Source organism: Thermodesulfovibrio sp. TK500a (genome assembly GCF_055381765.1).
The window spans coordinates 1,301,108-1,315,538 of record NZ_AP041606.1 but is presented as its reverse complement, the minus strand read 5'-3'; the positions used below and the strand labels follow the sequence as shown (position 1 = coordinate 1,315,538).

General features: G+C 37.9%; 14 protein-coding genes. 13 read left to right on the top strand and 1 reads right to left on the bottom strand.

What is annotated here, in order from left to right; genetic code table 11:
• Positions 1-12: 12 nt before the first annotated feature.
• From ACZ430_RS06940 to chrA, 3 genes are read left to right on the top strand one after another with little or no spacing between them, the layout of a single operon-like run.
• A complete protein-coding gene (locus ACZ430_RS06940) occupies positions 13-1,737 on the top strand; it encodes an aldehyde ferredoxin oxidoreductase family protein (RefSeq protein ID WP_297209617.1) in 1,725 nt (574 codons plus the stop codon).
• Positions 1,738-1,759: 22 nt separating this feature from the next.
• Positions 1,760-2,023, top strand: coding sequence for a MoaD/ThiS family protein (locus ACZ430_RS06935; RefSeq protein ID WP_464910454.1), 264 nt, complete (start codon positions 1,760-1,762; stop codon positions 2,021-2,023).
• Positions 2,024-2,035: 12 nt separating this feature from the next.
• Positions 2,036-3,175, top strand: a complete 1,140-nt coding sequence (gene chrA, locus ACZ430_RS06930) for a chromate efflux transporter (protein ID WP_297209622.1) — start codon at positions 2,036-2,038, stop codon at positions 3,173-3,175.
• A 116-nt stretch (positions 3,176-3,291) separates the two neighbouring features.
• On the opposite strand, the gene ACZ430_RS06925 is transcribed toward chrA, so the two are convergent.
• The gene (locus ACZ430_RS06925; RefSeq protein ID WP_297209625.1) at positions 3,292-3,699 is read right to left on the bottom strand and encodes a DUF2703 domain-containing protein; all 408 of its coding nucleotides are present in this window, start codon (positions 3,697-3,699) and stop codon (positions 3,292-3,294) included.
• A gap of 204 nt (positions 3,700-3,903) precedes the next feature.
• On the opposite strand from ACZ430_RS06925, the gene ACZ430_RS06920 reads away from it, so the two are divergent.
• The 10 genes from ACZ430_RS06920 (at position 3,904) to ACZ430_RS06875 (ending at position 14,430) form a co-directional block, all read left to right on the top strand.
• On the top strand, positions 3,904-5,022 hold the full coding sequence (locus ACZ430_RS06920) for a type III PLP-dependent enzyme (RefSeq protein ID WP_297209627.1): 1,119 nt from the start codon (positions 3,904-3,906) through the stop codon (positions 5,020-5,022).
• A gap of 10 nt (positions 5,023-5,032) precedes the next feature.
• Positions 5,033-5,869 (top strand): polyamine aminopropyltransferase, encoded by an 837-nt coding sequence (gene speE / locus ACZ430_RS06915; protein WP_464910453.1) that lies wholly within the window; start codon positions 5,033-5,035, stop codon positions 5,867-5,869.
• Positions 5,870-6,243: 374 nt separating this feature from the next.
• Positions 6,244-7,080 (top strand): hypothetical protein, encoded by an 837-nt coding sequence (locus ACZ430_RS06910; protein ID WP_297209633.1) that lies wholly within the window; start codon positions 6,244-6,246, stop codon positions 7,078-7,080.
• Positions 7,081-7,092: 12 nt separating this feature from the next.
• Entirely contained in the window at positions 7,093-8,421 is a 1,329-nt protein-coding gene (locus ACZ430_RS06905; protein ID WP_297209636.1) for an ammonium transporter, read from the top strand.
• A gap of 16 nt (positions 8,422-8,437) precedes the next feature.
• Positions 8,438-8,776: a P-II family nitrogen regulator gene (locus ACZ430_RS06900; protein ID WP_297209639.1), complete on the top strand. Its 339-nt coding sequence runs from the start codon at positions 8,438-8,440 to the stop codon at positions 8,774-8,776.
• A gap of 86 nt (positions 8,777-8,862) precedes the next feature.
• Positions 8,863-9,291: a nucleotidyltransferase domain-containing protein gene (locus ACZ430_RS06895; protein ID WP_297209641.1), complete on the top strand. Its 429-nt coding sequence runs from the start codon at positions 8,863-8,865 to the stop codon at positions 9,289-9,291.
• Positions 9,292-9,293: 2 nt separating this feature from the next.
• On the top strand, positions 9,294-9,719 hold the full coding sequence (hepT, locus tag ACZ430_RS06890; protein WP_297209644.1) for a type VII toxin-antitoxin system HepT family RNase toxin: 426 nt from the start codon (positions 9,294-9,296) through the stop codon (positions 9,717-9,719).
• Positions 9,720-9,803: 84 nt separating this feature from the next.
• Complete coding sequence (locus tag ACZ430_RS06885; RefSeq protein ID WP_297209647.1) at positions 9,804-11,339, top strand: sigma-54 interaction domain-containing protein; 1,536 nt, start codon at positions 9,804-9,806, stop codon at positions 11,337-11,339.
• A complete protein-coding gene (locus ACZ430_RS06880; protein ID WP_297209650.1) occupies positions 11,323-12,018 on the top strand; it encodes a type 1 glutamine amidotransferase in 696 nt (231 codons plus the stop codon). The genes ACZ430_RS06885 and ACZ430_RS06880 overlap by 17 nt, the downstream gene beginning before the upstream one ends.
• A gap of 39 nt (positions 12,019-12,057) precedes the next feature.
• The gene (locus ACZ430_RS06875) at positions 12,058-14,430 is read left to right on the top strand and encodes a heavy metal translocating P-type ATPase (protein ID WP_464910452.1); all 2,373 of its coding nucleotides are present in this window, start codon (positions 12,058-12,060) and stop codon (positions 14,428-14,430) included.
• Position 14,431 lies beyond the last annotated feature (1 nt).

The window sequence follows — 14,431 nt, the reverse complement described above, 5'->3', positions numbered from 1 at the left end:
GGAGGGTGCGGCATGAAAATTTTAAGAATCAACATGACTAATTTATCGGTCCGTTTTGAAGAACTTGGTGAGTATGAAGGACTTGGAGGAAGAGCTCTGACATCTGCGATTATATCAAAGGAAGTAGACCCTCTCTGCCATCCTCTTAGTGCTGATAACAAGCTTGTTATCGCCTGCGGACTTCTTGGTGGAACAGCTGCAGCCATGTCTGGAAGAGTATCTGTTGGTTGCAAAAGCCCTCTTACAGGAGGCATTAAAGAGGCAAATGCAGGTGGACAGGCTGGACAGGTGATGGCAAGACTTGGAATTGCAGCCATTGTTCTTGAGGGAAAACCTAAAGAAGAAGGAACATACAAAATTTACATCAACAAAGAAGGTGCAAAAATTGAAAATGATAATACCCTTAAGATGCTTCCTAATTACGACCTTGTTGAAAAAATCAAAAAGGAATTTGGAGAAAAAATCGCCTGCGTAAGCATTGGCCCTGCTGGTGAGATGAAGCTATCAGGAGCTTCTGTAGCAGTAACTGATATGGAGCTCAGACCTACGAGGCATGCAGGCAGAGGTGGCGTTGGTGCAGTAATGGGTTCAAAGGGAGTAAAGGTTATTGTCCTTGATGATGCGGGAACAACTCCGAGACAACCAAAAAATCCAGAGGCCTTTAAAGATGCAAATAAACGATTTGTTGCAGGACTACAAAAACATCCTGTTACAGGACAAGGGCTACCTGCATACGGAACAAACGTTTTAACAAACATAGTAAACGAGGTTGGTGCATATCCAACCTACAACTTTAAAGAAGGTCGCTTTGCAGGAGCAAGAAAGATAAGCGGAGAGGTTCAGGCAGAACTTGAAAAACAAAGAGGTGGGAACCCCACACATGGTTGCCACCGTGGATGCGTTATTAGGTGTTCAGGAATTTATCACGACAAAGACGGACACTATCTTACAAAACAGCCTGAGTATGAAACCGTGTGGGCACTCGGCGGAAACTGTGGAATAGATGACATAGACAAAATTGCCATGATGGATTACCTATGCGACAACTATGGAGTTGACACCATTGAGATGGGTGCTACAATTGGAGTTGCTATGGAGGCAGGAATTCTTAAATGGGGCGATGCGGACGGAGCAATTAATCTCTTACACGAAATAGGCAAGGGAAGCTACCTTGGAAGAATAATAGGCAATGGTGCAGCCTTTACGGGAAGAGCTTTCGGTGTTGAGAGAGTTCCCGTTGTAAAAGGACAGGCACTTCCTGCCTATGACCCAAGAGCAGTGCAGGGTATTGGTGTTACTTATGCTACAAGCCCTATGGGCGCAGACCACACAGCAGGATACTCAATTGCTCTGAATGTCCTCAAAACCGGTGGCTTTGTTGACCCGCTGAAACCTGAAGGGCAGGTTGACCTCTCTCGTAACCTTCAGATTGCAACAGCCTTTATAGATTCAACAGGTATGTGTCTTTTCATTGCCTTTGCTCTTCTTGACCAGCCTGAGACAAATCAGGCTTTGGTTGACATGATAAATGCTTTCTACGGCTGGGATATGAAGGATAGCGATGTTGTTGAGTATGGGAAAAAGGTTCTCAAATTTGAAAGAGATTTTAACATCCGCGCAGGTTTTACAAAGCAGCATGACAGACTCCCCAGATTCTTCTACAAAGAGCCTATTCCTCCTCACAATGTAGTATTTATGGTAAAGGATGAAGAACTTGACCAGCTTTTTAACTGGTAAAAATTAAATTTAAGGGTGGCTATTGCCACCCTTTTTTAAATCTATGAGGATAAAAGTAAAACTCTTCGGCGGCTTAAGTTCACAAAGGGATTTTTCAAAAAACGAAGAAGGGGATATTCTTCTTGAATTATCAAAGCCTGTTACAGTAGCTCAGTTAATAGAATTGTTAGAATTAAATAAAAAACCTTTCATAGTTGTTCTGAACGGTGTAATTCTGAACGAACTTTCAACTCAGATAGATAGCAACTCTGAATTAAGCCTTTTCCCTCCTATTGCAGGTGGTTAATTCAGTCATCAAATGGTAAATCTGAAAGACCTTTTTGTAACCTTTTTAAAACTTGGTCTTACTGCCTTCGGCGGACCTGCAATGGTTGCATACATAAGAGAAGTTGCCGTTGAGAGAAAACAGTGGCTTGACGAAAAGACTTTTCACGGAGGCATTGCTCTTGCTCAGGCAATTCCTGGGGCAACGGCTATGCAGGTTGCAGCCTATGTGGGACTTAAAACAAGAGGAATATTAGGAGGGTTAGTAAGCTTTGTAGGCTTCGGTATGCCAGCCTTCTTGTTAATGCTTTTTTTGTCTTTCTTGTATGAGAAAACTCGTTCGGTTTCTGAAATTATATCTGTATTTATGGGGCTTCAAATAGTTGTAGTGGCAATTATTGCCAATGCCTTTTTAATGTTTACCAAGCCTATTTTAAAATCAAAGGGAGAACTTTTGATTGCATTCCTCTCTTTTCTTCTTTTTACTTTAAAATTTAATCCGTTTCTGATAATTCTAATCTGCCTTTTACTTTCTCAACTTATTTTCAAAGAAGAGACGATTAAAATTGAGAATAACTCAAAAAAGGTCAACTTAAGAGGAATGGCAATTCTGCTTATAGCCCTATTATTTTTGCTTTTACTTCTTTTTATATCTGATAAAACTCTTTTTAATATTGCCATAACAATGATTAAAATAGACTGCTTTGCCTTTGGCGGAGCGTATGCATCACTACCCCTCATGTTACATGAATTTGTCGACAGGCTCAAGTGGATTGATGAAAAGACTTTCATGGACGGAATTGCACTTGGCCAGATAACTCCTGGCCCTATTGTAATTACCGCAACATTTGTTGGTTATCTTTTGAAAGGTTACATTGGTGCAATAATCGCCACCTTAGCCATTTTCTCTCCTTCTTTTTTAATTATGGCTTTAGCCTCTGAAATAGATGGAAAAATTAAAAATTCAAAAATATTCAGTCGGGCCAAAAAAGGACTTATTGCTTCTTTTTCGGGACTTCTTCTTTTTGCTACGATTAAATTTGCATATACTTTAGAATGGAATTGGATAAAACTATTATTTTTATCCGTAAGCATCTTCTGTCTGATTAAAAAGATAAACATTCTCTATGTAGTAATCATTGGAGCAACTATATCGGCCTTCGTCTTTAAATAAAAAATCACAAAATGCTATTTTTTAGTTTTTTTAATCAATACTCCAAAACTTACAAATCGAAACTTCCGTCTAACGCAAGCATTACAGGAACTTCAATTATTTTAATTTTTTGATTCTTATAATTGAAATTTTTTGCCTATTGGAATTAGTTCCGATGCAGCAATTAAGCATGCCTTAATTATCAAATTTTCAGGGATAGCTTCATAAATATTTCCTCTAAACTGAATGGTTCTGCATTCTTCATCACCACATACACTACAACACTGTGACTGTCCTGTTTCTGCACCAATCCATACCTCAAGAGGCTTACCGTTAATCAGTATAAGATTGGAAATTAAAGGGTTTTTATTGAATTCTGTATCGGTTAATTCATTTTTTTCTAATAAGACTTCAATATTAAAGAACTTAAGAGCTTCTCTAAGCTTGGTGTAAGCCTTCTCAATTTCTAATCCCGTATCTACACATCTTGGACATGTAGTATTATTTTGAACAAGTCTCTGCCATCTGATGATTAGTTTTTCCATATAGATAATAAAAATATTTTATAAGAAAAAATAATTTTATGCAATATTATAAAGCGATTTTTAATTTTGATATAAAAATAATTCAATTTAAATACATTGAAAGAAATTCAATTTTTTAATAAGTTATTAAAATTAACTGATAAACTTATAATAAAGGCTTTTTATCCTATCGAAATAATGTTAAATTGTGATAAAATTTAAGTTATGAAAGAAATTAGAAAACAGCTCATGGACAGGGTTTTAAACTGGATTGCCTCGCACGATGATGAACCACCCTATCTTCTGATTGACAGAGAAATTCTAAGAGATAAAATTTATACCATCGGGAAAGGCATACTAAATTCGAAAGTTTTCTATGCAGTAAAGGCTAATCCAGATATTGAAGTGCTTAGATTTTTAAATGAATTCAACGTAGGATTTGAAATTGCGTCAGAAGGAGAACTTGCCATTCTTCAGGAACTAAACGTATCGGCAGACCGAATAATAACGAGCAATCCCATAAAAACTTTCAAATTTTTAAAGGCCGCTGTTGACTACGGTATTGATTATTATGCCTTTGACTCCATTGCTGAAGTTGATAAAATGGCAAAATACGCTCCTTCAAAAAAGGTTTATGTAAGACTTACTGTGCCTAACGAAGGAAGTGAATGGCCTCTCAGTAAAAAATTCGGCGTTGAAATTGAAGAAGCTGTTGAACTTATGATTTATGCCAAAAAAAGAGGGCTTAAGCCTGTTGGAATTACCTTCCACGTAGGTTCTCAGTGTAGCAATATCTATAACTGGCATACAGCCATTGATAAAGCCCGGCAAGTAAAGGAATTGGCTCAGAAAGAGGGAATTTCAATCGAAATGCTCAATATAGGTGGAGGTTATCCTATTGAATATTTAAAAAAAGTTCCTGATATAGAGACTATTGAGAGTAAAATCGACTCTCTCCTTCAAAAGAGTTTTCCCGGCACAGACATTTTTATAGAGCCTGGAAGAGCTGTTGTAGGTGATGCGGGAGTATTTGTAGCAAAGATAATTGGAAAAGCAAAAAGGGGAGATGAAAACTGGCTTTACATAGATGTGGGAGTATTCAACGGACTGATGGAAAGCATAGGAGGCATAAAATATCAATACATTGTTGGAAGTAGAGGAGAAGAGAAGGAATGGACCATTGCAGGTCCAAGCTGTGATAGTTTTGACGTAATTGACAGAGGAGTTGTCCTGCCTGAACCAGATGTAGGCAGTCTCATACTAATTCTCTCTGCAGGAGCTTACACTGTATCATATGCCTCAGAGTTCAATGGATTTTCCATACCAAAAACATTCTTAATATAGGAGGAATAGAATGATTAGATTTTTTGAAAAAGACCCTTATGCACCGATACAGTATACCTATGAAGTGGAAAAAATTCTCTACAAAGGAAAAAGTCCGTTTCAGGATATAATGGTCTTCGAAAACCCCTATTTTGGCAGAGTTCTTGTGCTTGACAATGTTGTTCAACTTACTGAAAGAGATGAATTCATATACCACGAAATGCTCACTCATGTGCTTATGCACTCTCATCCAGAAGCAAAAAAAGTGGCTGTAATAGGTGGTGGAGACGGTGGTGCCGTAAGGGAGGTTCTAAAGCATGATTGCGTTGAAAAGCTATATTTTATTGAGATAGACGAAGAAGTAATAAAAGTATCAAAACAGTTCTTTCCAACAGTTTCCTCTGCCATTGATGACCCAAGAGTAGAGATAAAATGCATGGACGGAGCAGAGTTTATAAAGTCTATGGAAAACTCACTCGACGTTATAATTGTTGACTCTACAGACATTATTGGTTTTGCAAAAAGCCTCTTTACCGTGGAATTCTTCAAATCTGTTCGAGATGCTCTTACGGAAAAAGGCATGTTTGTTACACTCTCCGAATCCCTTATCTTCCATAAAGAGCTTGTATATGAAGTTCAAAGCTCAATGAAGCTGATATTCCCGATTGTTGACCTTTACACAGCAAGTATTGCCACCTATGTAGGAAACTGGTGGACTTTTTCGGTTGGTTCGAAAGCTCTTGACCCTCGTGAACCAAGAAAACCCTTTAAAGTAAATACAAAACTTTACACTTCTGAGCTTCATAAAAGCTGCTTTATTCCAAAAGATATTTACAGCAAACTAATGAGCAAACAGTTAGACTGGTAGGAAAAAAGCGAGAGGTCAACGAAGTATATCTCCTTACACTACAATCTGTAATTCCGAGCCGAGCGAAGCGAGCCCTGAGCCGTAGGCGAAGGGTCTGCGAGGAATCCCCAGATTTTTCAACCTCGGGCTTTGCCCTAGGGATGACCCTACAGGGCAGATTCCTCACTCCCATTGAGGGCGCTCGGAATTACCTTTAATAATTGAACAGTCTCTAAATACATGATTACCTTACTGTAATTGAAAACTTTCTACAAAAATGTAGAAGCATACAAAATTGTCATTATTATTATTTCCAAAAACCTATAAATTTCAATAACTTTCCCTCTGGCACAGAATTCGCAAATACTCTAAAAAAACTAAATGGAGGTGCTGTTATGAGAAGTTTTAAGATTTTGTTGGTGCTTTTGTTCTTACTGGTTTCCTTTTCCCTTACCATGGCAGAGGAAGTTAAAAAAGAAGAGGGAAAGAAAGAAGAGGAAAAGGTTACTGGAAGCGTATCGCTTGGAGCTTACAACAGGTATATTTTCAGAGGTTATGAACTAAGTTCTGGTAGCGTTGTTATTCAGCCTTCAGTAACTCTTTCCTACAAGGGTTTTTCTCTAAACTACTGGGGCAATATTGACACAAATGAAAAGAAAACACAGAGTTTCGTTCCTGACAGACCGGGCAGCAAAAGCTTCAACGAATCGGACATTACTCTTAGCTATACCCATTCGTTCGGACCCCTATCTCTCACTGGAGGTTACATTTATTATGGTACGAAATACACTGACGAGACTGAAGAGCTTTTTATAAGTGCAAGTTACGACATAATCTCTAAACCAACTCTTACGATTTATCGGGATATTACAACATATCCAGGCACTTATGTAAATCTCTCTTTCTCCCATTCCTTTGAAGTTTATAAGGATATTACCTTAGACCTTGCTGCATCCTTTGGTTATTTCAAAGGTGATGACAACTACTGGAGAACCTATGAAAGTAGCACAGGCGAGTATACGGGAAAGAAATACAACGGCTTTCACGATGGTAAGCTTCAGGCAGGATTTACTATCCCTGTTATGAAAAATCTAACTGTTCAGCCTGTGGTTCAATACTGGTTTCCTCTTTCTAACAAGGCGAAAAGAATTGTTGACGGAAGCTCTTACAATCCTAACGGACATCTTGATGATACGTGGGTCGTAGGATTAGGTGTAACATTTAGCTTTTAAAGGAGGTAAAAAATGAAAAAATTGATGAGTCTTCTAATTGTAATTATTATGATGTTGATTATCTCGGCAAATCTTGTATTCTCAGAGGTAGAAACACCTGCTCAGCCTCAAGCTGAGCAGGCACAGCCTCAACCAAAGCTTGATTCGGGCGATACGGCATGGATGATTGTGGCAACAGCTCTTGTAATGCTTATGACTGTGCCAGGGCTTGCCCTCTTTTACGGTGGTCTTGCAAAAAGAAAAGATGTTCTTAACACTATTGCTATGAGCTTTGTTGCCTACTGCTTGGCAAGTTTTATATGGATAGCCTATGGATACAGTTTAGCTTTCTCTGGTGACATAGCTGGCATAATTGGTTATCTCGATAAAGCTTTTTTAAGCGGAGTAACAGTCAGCTCTCTGCAGGGAACAATACCGGAGGTTCTCTTTTCAGTGTTTCAACTTACCTTTGCTGCAATAACTGTTGCACTTATAAGTGGTGCATATATTGAGAGGATGAGGTTTTCCGCATGGGTTCTTTTCACAATACTATGGGTAAGCCTTGTATATGTGCCAGTTGCCCATTGGGTATGGGGAGGAGGATTCCTCGCCAAAATGGGTGCTCTTGATTTCGCAGGAGGAACTGTTGTTCACATCAATGCAGGAATAGCAGCACTTGTTGGAGTTTTTATACTTGGTAAGAGAAAAAACACGCTTTTAGTCCCTAACAATTTAACACTTGTATCAATTGGCGCAGCACTGCTATGGTTTGGATGGTTCGGTTTTAATGCAGGGAGCGCCGCTGCTTCAAACGGTCTTGCGGCTCAGGCATTCATGAATACAAATATTGCTACCGCCGTTGCAGCTCTTGCTTGGATGTTTACTGAATGGTCCGTAACTAAGAAACCTACCGTGCTTGGAATAGCCTCTGGAATGATTGCAGGTCTTGTGGCAATCACACCTGCCGCAGGATTTGTTAATATAACAGGTTCGGTGATAATTGGTGCCATCGCAGGTTTTATATGTTACTTCAGCGTAACTGCTATTAAACCAAAACTCGGATACGACGATGCTCTTGACGTATTTGGAATTCATGGAGTTGCCGGAATAATAGGTGCAATACTTACAGGAGTGTTTGCTGACCCGTCGATTAATGAAGCAGGAAAGGGTCTTCTTTATGGAAATCCAGGGCAGTTATGGATACAGGCTATAAGTGTAGTTGTAACAATAATTTACACAGCTATAATGACTGCGTTAATATTTTTAGTTATGCGTATATTCATGAAATTTAGAGTCTCTGAAGAGGAGGAAATTATAGGATTAGACTCATCACAGCACAGTGAAAGGGCCTATAATCTATAAGGAAAGGAGGAATAAAATGAAAAAAATTGAAGCCATAATTAAACCCTTCAAGTTTGAGGAAGTCAAAGAAGCGCTTGTTCTATCCGGCATTCAGGGAATGACCGTAACAGACGTAAAAGGCTTTGGCAGACAGAAAGGTCATGTAGAGATATACAGAGGCTCTGAACTTGAGGTGCTTTTCATTCCTAAAATAAAAATTGAAGTCGTTGTGCCTGACAGTCTGGTAGAAAAGGTGGTTAAGGTAATTCAAGAAAAAGCTTACACAGGCAATGTGGGCGATGGAAAAATATTTATTATTCCCGTTGAAGATGCTGTGAGAATAAGGACAAACGAAAAGGGAGAGCAGGCAATATAAAACAAATCAAATGGGGCAGACATTCATGTCTGTCCCCATCATTTTAATTCTCTGTAAGTATTTCGGTGTGCTATAATCTTTAAAGTATGGAAAAACTGAATAATCTAAAAAAAATTTTTAAAAAATACAACATTGCCCTTGCATACATCTTCGGTTCTCAGAAAGACAATGCCATAAAACTTCTCCAATCAAAATTGATACACATCGATGACCCTCTTACAGATATAGATATCGGTGTAGTTTTTGATTTTAACATTGAACAATTAAAGGAAAAGCGTCATATCTATGCGAAACTATATAACGAAATATCTGAAATTTTTAAACCTTATAATTTAGACCTAATATTTCTTCAGGAATGCCACTTTCTACTCCAAATGGAGGCTATAGAGGGTGAGTGCATCTATAGCATTTCTGAAGAAAAAAGGGACAATTATGAAATGGAAATTTTAAGAAAGTATCCTGATTTTAGATATCTCTACAATAAATTTCTCGAAGAGTCTTTAGAAGAGTATTAACGATGATTAACAGAGATTTAATTAGAGAACGACTTGCCATGATGATAAGTTTTAATAAAGAGATGAAAAATCTAAGCAAATTAGAAATAGATGAATTCATGGCGAACAAATTAAATTCAGCAGCTGCTGAGAGTTTTTTAAGGAGGACACTTGAAGCAATTTTTGACATTGGCAGACATATCTTAGCTAAAAAAGGCTTTATAGAATTTTCTAAAGAATACAAATCTATTGCAATTGGATTAAACAAAATTGGCGTTATAGACGAACAGCTTAAGGAAAAACTTGTACAAATGGCAGGCTACAGAAACAGATTAGTTCATATGTATCACGTAGTTACAGAAGAAGAACTATATGATATAATTAAAAACGATTTAGCCGACATTGATAAATTTATAAGAGTCATAAAAAAATTTGTCTCGTCTGGGTGACAACTCTTCGCTTCAATTCATTTCTTGACCAAAGAGACTTCTAATGTTATAATAATTTATCGGCAAATGTTTGCCGTCCTTTAGATGAAAAGAGTTGAAAACATAGAATTAAAAGCTCTCTTTGAAGTAAGCCGGGTTCTTACGTCTTCTTTCAATCTCGAAAAAAATCTATATGCTGTTCTTGAGATTTTATCTAAAGAACTGGATATGCGAAGAGGAAGCGTATTTATTTATGACCGAAAAACAGAAGAGATTAGTATAGTTACCGCCTATGGTTTAACAGAAGAAGAAATGAGCAGGGGAAAATACCGAATTGGTGAAGGAATAGTGGGAAAAGTTATAGAAACAGGTTTGTCCATGTTTATTCCCGATATTGAGAAAGAACCTCAATTTCTCAATAAAACCGGAAGCCGTCCCGATAAAAAAGGAATTTCATTTTTGTGTGTGCCTATAAAAATAGAAGAAGAAATTCTTGGCGTTTTATCAGCAGACAGGATATATTCTGAAGAAAAGGGCAATCTCGATGACGACCTAAGAGTTTTGTCAGTGGTTGCATCCCTTATTGGACAGTTTATAAAACTTTGGGAAAGCTATAAATCAATCGAAGACGAAAACTTGATACTTCGGGCACAACTAAAAGAAAGATATAATTTTCCAAATCTTGTTGGACAATCTCCATCCTTTCAAGCAGTGCTTAAAACTGTTATGAAAGTGGCAGCGACAGATGCAACGGTATTGTTATTTGGAGAATCTGGCACAGGTAAAGAACTCATTGCCAAGACCATTCACTTCCAAAGCAAAAGAGCAAAAAGTCCCTTTGTCGCTATAAACTGTGCAGCTATTCCCGAGGCTCTTCTTGAAGCAGAGCTCTTTGGTTCTGAAAAGGGAGCTTTTACGGGCGCTGTAAAGAGAGTTGGCAAATTCGAACAGGCAAATGGGGGTACGATTTTTCTTGATGAAGTGGGAGAATTACCACTATCCCTTCAGCCTAAATTACTAAGAGTATTACAAGAAAGAACAGTCGAACCATTAGGTTCCTCAAAAACAGTTAGGGTTGACGTAAGAATAATTTCAGCGACAAATAAAGACCTTGCTGAAGAGATAAGAAAAGGAAGCTTCAGAGAAGACCTTTTCTGGAGGCTAAATGTTATTCCAATTTATATACCTCCTCTTAGAGAACGAAAAGAAGATATTCCTCTGCTCGTTGAATATTACCTTAAGAGCTTCGCTAATATCTATAAAAAAAATGTTTCCATTGATAATGAAGCATTGAAGATACTCATCAACTACGAATGGCCTGGAAATGTAAGAGAACTTGCCAATACAATCGAAAGGCTTGTTGTTATGACAGATAATAACAAAATAAGGGTTTATGACCTTCCTGATACTGTAAGAGGTGTTTATAAGTTTAAATCTTATCTTTCGGGGGAGCTAAAACTTCCAACTGAAGTTGAAGAGCTTGAGAGGATAAGAATTATGGATACCCTTCCCAAGTTTAAATATAACATTAGAAAAACAGCCAGGGCTTTAGGCCTTACGGAAAGACAACTTAACTATCGGATAAAGAAATACGGTATAGTTATAAAAAAAGGAGTAAATCTCTATGATAGCGATAATTAAAAATGTGAGAAGCGAAGGTCCTGGAACCATAGAGAGATATCTTATTGAAAATAAAATCTCCTACAGAATCTTTGAGGCAGAGGATGGTGAAACTCCCTCAACTCTTGAAAATTATAAAGGCCTTGTTGTTTTGGGAGGGCCTATGGGTGTCTATGAAATGGAAAAATATCCGGGTTTAAAGGTCATTTCAAGACTAATAAGAGAAGCAATCAATAGAAATCTGAAGGTTCTCGGAATATGCTTAGGAGCTCAACTTATCGCCCATACTCTTGGTGCAGAGGTTTATAAAGGTCATGGAGAGGAGATTGGATGGCATGAAGTGGAACTTACAGGCGAGGCATTAAGAGACCCGCTTATGCTTTCCCTTGCTAAACATCCTTCCGTAGGCGATATATGGAAAAAATTTAAAGTTTTTCACTGGCATGGTGATACTTTTGATTTACCCTTAGGAGCTATACATCTTGCCCGGTCTGCTCTCTATGAAAATCAAGCCTTCAAATATAAAAACAATGTTTATGCCCTGCAGTTTCACATTGAAGTAACAAAGGAATTACTTAATGAATGGTTTGAAGACCACCCATTAGGGAAAAATATCCTCAAAGAATCAGAAAAAATAATGGCTGAGTATTCACAGAGGGCAGAAAATTTTTATAAAGCTTTCTTTGCTAACTTAGTATAGAATTGACAAGCCTTTAGATTTAAGGGCAGAATAAGACTGATGTTAAAAAACTTCGAAATCCCCATCAAAGGCATGACATGCGCAGCATGTGCGCAGGCAATTCAGAGGGCATTAAGTAAGGTTGAAGGGGTTGTAAGGGCTGAAGTAAATCTGCTTACCGAAAAAGCCTCTGTTCAGGTAGAGGAACATGTAGACATACATCGTTTAATAAGTATTGTCAGGGCAACAGGATACGATATAGGCAAAACAACTTTATACCTTCAGGCAAATGAATTAGATGCTGAAATTGAAAAACTAATAAGGACTGAACTCTCAAGAATTGACGGCATAGTTGATATTAAAGCCGATAGAGTAAATAAAAACTTACTAATCGACTACATCCCTACACTAACAGAGGAAGAGAGAGTTCTGTCTATTTTTAAGACCATCGGAATAAAGGTAAATAAATATACCGATACATTTTCAGCAAAGGAAGAAAAGATAAAACATTTTAAAAAGCTTAAAAGAGACTTACTGATAAGCTTTCTTTTTACCTTGCCTGTTTTTATCGGCAGTATGTTCAATGTGCCAGTTTTGAAGGAAGGAATCATTCAACTTCTCTTTACTACGCCTGTTCAGTTTTTTACAGGACTCAGATTCCACAGGCTTGCCATAATTGCCTTAAGACATGGAACTGCTAATATGAACAGTCTTGTTAGTCTTGGAACAAATGCAGCATATTTCTACAGTCTTGCATTGCTTATTTTAGGAAATCACGGTGGACATTTTTATTTTGAAACCTCTGCAGTAATAATTACTCTAATACTTTTCGGCAGAACCCTTGAGGAAAAAGCTAAAACCAAGACATCGGAAGCTCTGGAAAAACTGATGCAAATTCAACCTAAAAGAGCAACTGTTATAAGAGAGGGAAAAGAGAGGGAAATAGACATTGAAGAAGTTATGATAGGCGATGTTGTAATAGTCAAACAATCTGAGAAGATTCCAGTAGATGGGATAATTCTTGAAGGCGATGCAACTATTGATGAGTCTATGATTACAGGTGAGCCCATACCTGTTGAAAAATCTCGTGGTGAAAAGGTAATCGGCGGGACAATCCTGCTCAATGGTGTAATTAAAGTAGAAGCAAGGTCTGTTGGAAAAGACGCTCTTCTCAGTCAGATAATTAAACTAATCGAAGATGCTCAAACTGGAAAACCTCCTGTTCAAAGACTTGCCGACAAGATTTCCGCCATCTTTGTCCCTGCTGTTATAACAATAGCTGTCTTAACTTTTGCAATGTGGCTACTTTTTTCTGGAGAAATATCGATGGCCTTAAGCAACTGCATTGCTGTTTTGATAATTGCCTGTCCCTGCGCTCTCGGACTTGCAACTCCTACGGCAATAATGGTTGCCTCAGGAAGAGCCGCAAAAGAGGGAATTTTAATAAGAAATGTCGAAAAACTTGAAGAAGCCGGGAAAATTGAAATACTTTTTTCTGATAAAACAGGAACTCTAACTCAGGGAAAACCGGAAGTAATTAAAGTCATATACATTGATGGAACTGACATGGAAATATTAAAACTCGTTGCTTCCGCTGAAAAGTACTCTGAACATCCTCTTGCTAAGGCTATAATTCGTTATTGTGCAAGAGAAGGAGTTTACTCAGAGGAACCTGACAAATTTGAAGTAATTGTTGGAGGAGGAATATCAGCACAGGTTACTGACTCCAAAGGAATACAGAGAAATATTCTCATAGGAAGTGGGAAACTAATGCAGAAGAGAGATATAGAATTACCTGAAGTTTCCCAGTCAGAGCCCTTTACAGCCGTTTATGTTGCCATAGATGGTCAGATAAAAGCCATATTTCTTATTTCAGACCCTCTAAGAGAGGAGTCAAGGGAGACCGTAAGAGAGTTACATAAATTAGGTGTAGAAATAGCAATAATTACAGGAGACAGCGAAGCTACTGCCAAGGCAGTGGCTGAAAAATTAGGAATTAAGAGATATTTTGCAGGAGTGCTACCGAATGAAAAGGCAAAGATTATAAGAAAATTTAGATTCACAGAGAGGAAAAACGTGGCTATGGTGGGCGATGGAATAAATGATGCACCTGCTCTGGCAGAGGCAACAGTAGGAATTGCAATGGGAAGTGGAACAGACATTGCAATCCATACAGCTGATGTCACTCTTATGAAAGGTGGTCTAAAAGGTGTTCCTAAGCTGATTAATATGAGCAGAGTTACTCTGAAAACTATAAAAGAAAATCTATTCTGGGCTTTTATTTATAACATAATTGGCATACCTGTTGCAGCTGGAGTGCTTTATCTTTTCGGAGGACCGCTTCTAAATCCAATGATTGCATCTCTTGCAATGTCTCTTAGTTCTGTCTCAGTAGTTAGTAATTCACTGAGACTGAAAAAAAGAAAAATATAAA

Coding starts and splice junctions, on each gene's coding strand:
- ACZ430_RS06940 (WP_297209617.1), top strand. CDS start 13: ATGAAAATTTTAAGAATCAACATGACTAATTTATCGGTCCGTTTTGAA.
- chrA (WP_297209622.1), top strand. CDS start 2,036: ATGGTAAATCTGAAAGACCTTTTTGTAACCTTTTTAAAACTTGGTCTT.
- ACZ430_RS06925 (WP_297209625.1), bottom strand. CDS start 3,699: ATGGAAAAACTAATCATCAGATGGCAGAGACTTGTTCAAAATAATACT.
- ACZ430_RS06920 (WP_297209627.1), top strand. CDS start 3,904: ATGAAAGAAATTAGAAAACAGCTCATGGACAGGGTTTTAAACTGGATT.
- speE (WP_464910453.1), top strand. CDS start 5,033: ATGATTAGATTTTTTGAAAAAGACCCTTATGCACCGATACAGTATACC.
- ACZ430_RS06910 (WP_297209633.1), top strand. CDS start 6,244: ATGAGAAGTTTTAAGATTTTGTTGGTGCTTTTGTTCTTACTGGTTTCC.
- ACZ430_RS06905 (WP_297209636.1), top strand. CDS start 7,093: ATGAAAAAATTGATGAGTCTTCTAATTGTAATTATTATGATGTTGATT.
- ACZ430_RS06900 (WP_297209639.1), top strand. CDS start 8,438: ATGAAAAAAATTGAAGCCATAATTAAACCCTTCAAGTTTGAGGAAGTC.
- ACZ430_RS06895 (WP_297209641.1), top strand. CDS start 8,863: ATGGAAAAACTGAATAATCTAAAAAAAATTTTTAAAAAATACAACATT.
- hepT (WP_297209644.1), top strand. CDS start 9,294: ATGATTAACAGAGATTTAATTAGAGAACGACTTGCCATGATGATAAGT.
- ACZ430_RS06885 (WP_297209647.1), top strand. CDS start 9,804: ATGAAAAGAGTTGAAAACATAGAATTAAAAGCTCTCTTTGAAGTAAGC.
- ACZ430_RS06880 (WP_297209650.1), top strand. CDS start 11,323: ATGATAGCGATAATTAAAAATGTGAGAAGCGAAGGTCCTGGAACCATA.
- ACZ430_RS06875 (WP_464910452.1), top strand. CDS start 12,058: ATGTTAAAAAACTTCGAAATCCCCATCAAAGGCATGACATGCGCAGCA.